Origin of the sequence: Barnesiella sp. CU968, assembly GCF_905219685.1 — a bacterium.
Taxonomy (GTDB): Bacteria; Bacteroidota; Bacteroidia; order Bacteroidales; family Muribaculaceae; genus Lepagella; species Lepagella muris_A.
In genome coordinates this window covers 1-2,413 of sequence record NZ_CAJMXD010000420.1, presented here as the reverse complement: position 1 = coordinate 2,413, position 2,413 = coordinate 1, and the positions used below count along the sequence as shown (strand labels likewise).

The 2,413-nt window shown below is 46.6% G+C and carries 1 protein-coding gene; it reads right to left on the bottom strand.

The genetic code is table 11. The features are described from left to right. A partial coding sequence (locus JX312_RS12290; protein WP_304505007.1) for a GLUG motif-containing protein occupies window positions 1–2,413 on the bottom strand: 2,413 nt, incomplete at both ends.

Sequence of the window (2,413 nt, the reverse complement as noted above, 5' to 3'; positions counted from 1 at the left end):
GCCTGGAAATTGACCCCATTCACTGCAAGCAGTTTGATTGAGTCGCCCTGGAAATCAATATCATTCTCAATTCTGAAGAAATTACCGCTATATTCCCATTGGGAGGACTCCATAAAGTCGGCAAGTTTGTTCCAGTCTGCCGGAGTCTCAATCAGATAGGGAGATTCCTTCGTGCCTTCTCCCTTGAGAATAACAGGCACTGCGTTCAGATCGAAAGACTTGGCATAATTTCCACATGTCGCCGTTCTCCTGTCTGAGACAAGCGTCATGCCTTCCGGCTTGATGACTGTCAACAGGTCACCTTCTATCTTGAAACTTTCGTTTTTCTCAAGTTTGAACTCAATGCCTTCTGCCTTTGAAAGGGGAACTTCGGCAAGCACGTTTGTCCTCATCTGCTTCNGAGCAAACGCCANATNAATCGAACGCATCGCTCTGGATGCTTGCTCGTTTGCAAACGCCTTGAGCACAGGATATGCATTGGGTGTGAAATCAAATTCTTCTGCGGGTAGACCTGCAAGTGCATTTCCTGCAACAAGCTCGCTTGAAGAAAGTCCTGTGGCTCCCTCGACNCCATTGTTGTTTGCGCCCCCGTTAACATTGACAGATGCGTCATAATAGTTTCCTGTGAGAGTTATGGAACCGGATGCAGAACCAAGAACANCTCCGCGTGACAGAGTTGATTCAAGCACGTTGACAACTCCGTTGTTTATACACTGCGCGATATCTCCTTCTCCATTATAATTGCTTGCAGCTCCTGCGATACCACCGACTTTGTCAAAGCCTTGAACACCGCCGTTATTCACGCTGCACTCTATCTTGCCGTAATTTGTACCAACAACACCGCCTACGCAGTTGGTCTTGGTTTTCTCCGTCACTTTGTCGAACGACTTGTTGAATACATCGCCATCATTCTGACACTTGGAAACACACGCCGTAGCGGCATTATAGCCGACTATTCCGCCGCCNTTCGCCGTGCCGAAGTTTACAGCTCCTCCATTGTAACATTTGTTTACCTTTCCGCCGGTATGGTTGTAACCAACGATACCGCCGACATATGAAGTCATGGCATTGACTGCGGCATAATTGCGGCAGTTTTCAACAAGACCCTGGTTGACACCGGCAACAGAGCCGCCGTAAGCGTAATGCATCAGATTGCAATCTTCGGCGATATTGAGATTGCGCACAACCCCCTTCTCTCCAATATAAGCGAAGAACCCTGTATAATATCTTGATGCAGTATTCGATACAGCGTTCTTGTCATCACGCACGACCGCATCAATCTTCAATCCATGCACTGTATGATCAAGTCCGTCGAAGATTCCGCAGAACTGGTTTATAGTGGCATTCGCACCTGTAGCGCCATAACCAACACCTCTGAAATCTTCCGCAGAGGAGAAGTCTATGTCATTAGCCATAACGAAGTAGTCGCCATCGTGACTCTGCTTATAGACGCTGACAGCCTCATGAAGTTTCCTGAAGTCATCAACCGTCTTCATCATATATGGGTCTCCAGCGGTGCCTTCACCTTCGAATACCTTCGGCACAACCGCCAGACGATACAGCTTGATACCCCAGTTGTCGGCAGTAGATGCGGTAATTACAGAGTTTGAATATTGATCTTTTACAATCACCTTATTGCCCTGGACACGCAGTGCCTTAGTTTCCGTAGCCGTCTCACCGGCTTCCTCATCAAAATTCAATGCCCATGTTACATTGGAAGACTGGGTAAGCCCCACTTCCTCCCTGACCTTCGCGCTGTTATCAACTTCTCGCATCAATAACGGAAGAGAGGAAATCTCCTGAGTCTGCGTGCCAGTTCCCGTTGCAAGTACGGGATACTTGCCGGATTCCGATTTCCATACCTTGGAATCAAATCCGGAAGGCAAAGCACTTATAAATTCTCGAGTAGATTTGCCATAATCAGGATGATCGAATCCCATAACCTGATTGTCGAAATAACAGTTTTCTATGCATCTCTCCAATGGTCCGGGACCGACATATGAAGAACTTAAATGGAAATTTCCAACAATTCCCTTATTGGGAGATGCAGAAGTGGATATTATCTGACCGGAGTTATAGCAATTCCTGATATTGCTGATATTGATCATCTCTATCGGTTTACCGGATGTAAACGAATAACTGACACCGAGATAACCTATAATACCACCAACATTCTCGCTCTGATCCGACTTCATGATCGTGCCTGAATTGTAGCAGTCAGTCAGCTCCGAACTATTGGTATATCCTACGAGTCCTCCGGTATTTGTATCATCGTCTCCGCCATTTGGACTGCCAAAAGAAGCCCTCTTTGCAGAAATCGCCGCCGTATTAAACGATTCTGAGATCCTGGTTGAAAAAGAATAACCGACAAGTCCGCCAAGACATGCATATCCTATTTCATCGGATATAACAC